6 protein-coding genes are annotated in these 4999 nt (G+C 70.4%); 3 read left to right on the top strand and 3 right to left on the bottom strand.

Features of this window, described 5'->3' with window-relative positions:
* Both ACFW2E_RS41360 and ACFW2E_RS41355 read left to right on the top strand, forming a co-directional pair.
* Positions 1-471: metallophosphoesterase family protein (locus ACFW2E_RS41360; protein ID WP_384475644.1), on the top strand; the 471-nt coding region annotated here is incomplete at its 5' end.
* Positions 468-980: a hypothetical protein gene (locus ACFW2E_RS41355; protein ID WP_384475640.1), complete on the top strand. Its 513-nt coding sequence runs from the start codon at positions 468-470 to the stop codon at positions 978-980. The genes ACFW2E_RS41360 and ACFW2E_RS41355, both read left to right, overlap by 4 nt.
* 1001 nt (positions 981-1981) lie before the next feature.
* On the opposite strand, the gene ACFW2E_RS41350 is transcribed toward ACFW2E_RS41355, so the two are convergent.
* From ACFW2E_RS41350 to ACFW2E_RS41340, 3 genes are all read right to left on the bottom strand, one after another.
* On the bottom strand, positions 1982-2419 hold the full coding sequence (locus ACFW2E_RS41350; protein ID WP_384475637.1) for an SMI1/KNR4 family protein: 438 nt from the start codon (positions 2417-2419) through the stop codon (positions 1982-1984).
* Positions 2420-2429: 10 nt separating this feature from the next.
* Positions 2430-3008 carry a transposase gene (locus ACFW2E_RS41345; RefSeq protein WP_384475634.1) on the bottom strand — a complete coding sequence of 193 codons (579 nt, stop codon included), beginning with the start codon at positions 3006-3008 and terminating at the stop codon, positions 2430-2432.
* A gap of 207 nt (positions 3009-3215) precedes the next feature.
* Positions 3216-4064, bottom strand: coding sequence for a LysR family transcriptional regulator (locus ACFW2E_RS41340; RefSeq protein WP_384475631.1), 849 nt, complete (start codon positions 4062-4064; stop codon positions 3216-3218).
* Positions 4065-4167: 103 nt separating this feature from the next.
* Between ACFW2E_RS41340 and ACFW2E_RS41335 the strand changes: the two genes are divergently transcribed.
* Positions 4168-4911 (top strand): SDR family oxidoreductase, encoded by a 744-nt coding sequence (locus ACFW2E_RS41335; protein WP_384475628.1) that lies wholly within the window; start codon positions 4168-4170, stop codon positions 4909-4911.
* Positions 4912-4999 lie beyond the last annotated feature (88 nt).

The raw sequence follows: 4999 nt of genomic DNA, 5'->3' as shown, positions 1-4999 counted from the left end.
TACCGAGACGACCCACTCGGCGTGCACTCCTTCGCCCTGGTCACCACGCGGTGCCTGGAGACGCTCGGACACCTCGGCAACGCTCAGATCGACTTCGTGCGCAAGGACATCGCCGGGCTGTCGTCGGACACCCCCATCGTGGTCTTCAGCCACATCCCGCTGTTCGCCATGTACCCGCAGTGGGGCTGGAGCACCGACGACGCCCTCAAGGTCATCGCCCTTCTGCGCCGCTTCTCCTCCGTCACCTGCCTCAACGGTCACGTCCACCAGCTGTTCACCAAGACCGAGGGCAACATCACCTTCCACTCCGCCACCACCACCGCCTACCCCCTGCCCAAACCGGGCCGCGCCCCCGCCCCCACCCCCCAGGTCGTCCCTGCCCGGCAGCTCAAAGACGCGCTCGGCATCCGCAGCGTCGGCTACCGCCAAGGCGACCGAGAACTGGCCATCAAGGACCAGAGACTGGCATGAACACCCAAGGGTTCCTCGCCCCCACCTTGCGGTCGGCGACCGCCGCGACCCTCGCCGCCAGCGGATACATCCACGCCCAGCTCTACACCGACGGGTACCGCTTCATCCGCGTCATCGGCCCCCTGTTCCTGCTCCAGGCCAGCGCATCCCTCGCCCTCGCGGCCTTGCTGCTGATCGGGACACCACCCCTGCCGCTGAGGATCGCCGGGGCAGGCGTTGCGCTCGGCGCCCTCGGCGGCTTCACCGCTTCGCGCACCGTGGGCGTGTTCGGATTCACCGAGCACGGTCTGCAGCCAGCACCACAAGCCGCCCTCGGTCTCCTCGCCGAATGCGGCACGCTGGTGCTCCTCGTCATCTGGCAGGTGACTGTGACCAGACAACACCGCACGGGCCCGCCGCCTGCCAGTGCACCCAGAGAGGTGGCGGCTGCGCCGGCACTGCCGGGCCCGGCTGAAGGGCCACTCGCCGACCACGCGATCCGTGAACACCTTCGTCAACGACTGGGCTGACACAGCACGCACGAACCTCGGGTACGCCGTCGGTTTGTCGACGCCACCCGAACCCCCGCCAGGGCGAAACCCAGGACTCCAACGACCGTTGATCAAGAGCGCGGTCCGCTGCCGGCTCGTCCTCGCGACTGCGAGGGACGGGCACCGAGGCCGCCCGGGCGGTCAGGCCCGGGTGCCGCTGGAGCGCCTTGCTCTGCCTGGCTTCGTTCACTACGCGCTGGTGGGTTTCCCGCTCAGGAGGTTGCGGCCGAGCGGGCGGTGCGCGCGCCGGCATCCGGTGCCGTGGCACCCGGCCCGGTACCCGCCAGGCCAACTGCACCGGTCGTCGCCGACGCACAGTGCCACCGCGGCCTCGTCCAGTTGCGCCCGAAACTCGTCATCACGGTGGGCACACCCGAACCCCCGGCCCGGCGTCGCCCCGGCGCGCTCGGTGGCCTCCTCAATGGTGCCGACGGCGCCTGCCGCGACCAAATGCAGCACCTCGCGGCGCCGTTGTTCGGGGAAGGCCGCGTCGGCCGGCCACGCGTCGACGGTCGCGGGTGTCGCCGTTGTGCCAGGCCAGGCAACCCTCGCATGCACAACCGAGCCGCCACAGGGTGGAGGGCGCGTAGCGGTCATGATCCAGGGCCGGTGGGCCGGTGTCCGCCGCGGCAATGAGGGCCGCACCGCTCCGCAACATGCGCCGACCGTCGGCGCCGGGGCGAAGCCTCTCGACTATCAGACGCCCCGCCACAGCCGAGCAGGGCAGGGTGGCGAGCCGCGCTGGATCGGATGACTGTCCGTCAAAAGCCTTCCAGGCGTCGGAATTGAACCGTTGGTTTGTACTGCGCGTTGCCGATCTGTGTGGCGTATGCCACTGGGCGTTATGGGGCTGTTCGACTTTCCTGGGGCGTGATGTCCGCTCGGTGAGCCCTGGACCTCAACTTGATCTCGTGTTCACGTCGTGCACGACCAGTAAGCGGTCGTCTTGATTGGTGGTAGCTCAGAGGGGGGCTGGCGTCTTACGGCTGATACCAGTCGTCGCCGCCGGTTCGGAGTGCACGGCTGAGGTAGTCCTGCAGGTTGTTGGCCACCCACCGGCGACTGTCGCTCTCGTGCTCCCAGACGAAGATGTCGGGACGCTCGGGCTTCTGTACGAAGGCGAACCGATCGCCGCCTCCGTTGTCCCCGAAGAAGAGGAGGGCGTCGAACGGCATATACAACTGGGCGAACATCTCGTCGGACCAGAAGAGAAGGTTCCTCTCGACGATCTGGTCGATGGGCCAGACGGTGTCCACGTGCGTGTGTCCGATCACCCCGTTGCTTTCGAGGAGCAACTGCCCCAATTCTGCCGGCAAGCTTCGCCTGAGCCGCGTCTCCGCCGCGACTAGGTCGGATGCCTCTGCCGGTTCCCGGAAGCCCACGCCAGGAAAGACCTCTGTCGCTACCTGTCTCCACATGATCCAGAGCTTAATCAATCGCCTTCAGGGCGCCGGTGGTACAGCGGCGGTAGCAGATGAGGGCGCTGGCGATACCGGCGAAGGCCAGGAAGTGCTCGGCCTTGCGCTCGTAGCGGCGGTGCAGACGGCGGCACCCGTTCAGCCAAGACATGGTCCGTTCGACCACCCACCGATGCCGGCCCAGGCGGCCGGAGGGCTCAATGCCACGGCGGGCGGTGCGGGGCACGATTTGCCGTCGCCGCAGCCATCCTCGCAGGTGGTCGAAGTCATAGCCCTTGTCCGCGTGCAACTTGGCCGGGCGACGACGGCGTGGGCCACGGCGGGAGCGGATCGGCGGGATGCCGCGCACCAGCGGGATCAGTGCACCGAGCCGGTCGAGGTTCACCCGGTGCAGCTTGGCCCACACTCGAGCCGGGGACCAGTAGGCGAAGCGCCGGTGCACCGTCTGCCACGATGCACCGAAGACCGGCGGAAGTGGCCGCCAGGTGCAGCCCGTGGCGGCGACGAAGACGACGGCTGCGAGGACCGCGCGGTCGTCGCACTGTCGCCGGCCACCCCCCTGAGCACGCACCGGCGGCACCGGCGCCACATCTCGGCGGCGACGAAGACGCGATAGGTGTCACCAAGGCAGGCTTGTTGTCACTTCGCGTCGGAGCCTGGCCGTGCCAGGGGGCGCGGTTCCGGCAACGCCGGTGCAGGCCAGTCACCTCGTACCGCACGATGTGCCGGGAGCTGATGGCAGACCGGACGCTGTCCCCGAAATCCAGCACGGTGTCCCGGCGTTCACCGCCGTCGGTCACAGGGCAGTGGCGGCGCGGACCAGCCCCGCGACCGCCGTTGAGCGGCTGTGTGGGGGCCAGGCGATGACCGTGGTGACGTGGGGGGCGTCGGGGACCGGTACGGCGGTGAGGTCCTCGCGCAGGCCGGTGCGGCCCGACTCCGGCACGACCGCGCAGGCGCGGCCGAGGGCGATGAGCTGGGTGAGTTGCGTGTGGTCGCGCACCTGCGGTCCGGGGCCGTCCGGGAAGGTGCCGTCAGGGCGAGGCCAGCGGGGCAGGGGCAGGTCGGGAAGGTCGGTGACCTCGGCGAGCCGCACGTGGGGGCGGGCGCTGAGAGGGTGGCCCGCCGGGAGGATCGCGACCTGACCCTCGGAGTGCAGGTCCTCGGTGTCGAAGTCGGCCGTGTCGTCGAATGGCCGATGCAGCAGGGCTACGTCGGCCCGGCCGTCGTGCAGGAACCGTGCCTGCTCGCCCGGCCCGCACAGCACGACGTCCACGGCGACGGCGCCGGGCTCGGCGGCGTAGGCATCGAGGAGTTTCGCCAGCAGTTCACCGGAGGCGCCCGCCTTCGCGGCCAGGACCACGGCGGGGCGGCCGGTCGCCGCGAGGGCGGCCCGGCGGGTGCGCCGTTCGGCGGCCTCGACGGCGTCCAGCGCCGCCCGCGCCTCCCGCAGCAGTACCGCCCCTGCCCCGGTCAGGGCGACACCCCGGCTGCCGCGCTCCAGCAGGAGGGTGCCCAGGCGCCGTTCGAGCCCGCCGATCGCCCGCGACAGCGGGGGTTGGGCGATCCCGAGCCGCTGCGCGGCCCGGCCGAAGTGCAGCTCTTCGGCGACCGCGACGAAGTACCGCAGCTCACGTGTCTCCACCCCGCCAGCCTACCGGGACGGCCAGGAGCGATACCCGGGCGGTATCGCCGTCCACCCAGTCGGTCTTGGACGCCCTGCCCGGCGGGGGAGAAGTATCGATGTCATGAGTGAGACGAACACCGTGAACCACCACAAGGTCGCGCTGGTGACCGGGGCCAACAAGGGCATCGGGTACGAGATCGCCGCCGGGCTCGGCGCCCTCGGCTGGTCCGTCGGAATCGGCGCGCGGAACGAGGAGCGGCGCGAGGCCGCTGTGGATAAGCTGCGCGCGGCCGGAGCCGACGCGTTCGGCGTGCCGCTGGATGTGACCGACGACGCCAGCGTGACAGCGGCGGCTCGGCTGATGGAGGAGCGGGCCGGGCGGCTCGACGCGCTCGTCAACAATGCGGGGATCACCGGCGGTGGACCGCAGGAGCCCACCACGGTCGACGTGAACCGGGTACGGGCGGCCGTGGAGACCAACGTGATCGGCGTCATCCGCGTCACCAACGCCCTGCTCCCTCTGCTGCGTCGCTCGTCGTCGCCGCGGATTGTGAACGTCTCCAGCAGCGTCGGCTCCCTCACACTCCAGACCACACCTGGCGCCGAGACGGGCCCCATCGCCATCGCCTACGCTCCGTCGAAGACGTTCCTCAACGCCGTCACCGTGCAGTACGCCAAGGAACTGGCCGACACCCACATCCTGATCAACGCCGTCTGCCCCGGCTTCACGGCGACCGACCTCAACGGCTTCCGGGGAGTGCGCACCCCCCAGCAGGGCGCAGCCGCCGCGATCCGGATGGCCACCGTATCGGCCGACGGGCCGACGGGCCGCTTCTTCGACGACGAGGGAGAGGTGCCCTGGTGACGCGCTTCCGGTTCGCGCCACCCCGGGGAGATTGCGCCGGCGCGGCCGCGGGACCGGCGCCCTCTCGCGCTGTGGGTCAGGGCCTGGC

This window comes from Streptomyces sp. NPDC058964, assembly GCF_042741275.1.
Taxonomy (GTDB): Bacteria; Actinomycetota; Actinomycetes; order Streptomycetales; family Streptomycetaceae; genus Streptomyces.
This window is presented reverse-complemented; position numbering and strand designations above follow the sequence as displayed.

Bases quoted from the DNA above. Each gene is read 5' to 3' on its own strand.
- ACFW2E_RS41355 (WP_384475640.1), top strand. From the start codon at position 468: ATGAACACCCAAGGGTTCCTCGCCCCCACCTTGCGGTCGGCGACCGCC.
- ACFW2E_RS41350 (WP_384475637.1), bottom strand. From the start codon at position 2,419: ATGTGGAGACAGGTAGCGACAGAGGTCTTTCCTGGCGTGGGCTTCCGG.
- ACFW2E_RS41335 (WP_384475628.1), top strand. From the start codon at position 4,168: ATGAGTGAGACGAACACCGTGAACCACCACAAGGTCGCGCTGGTGACC.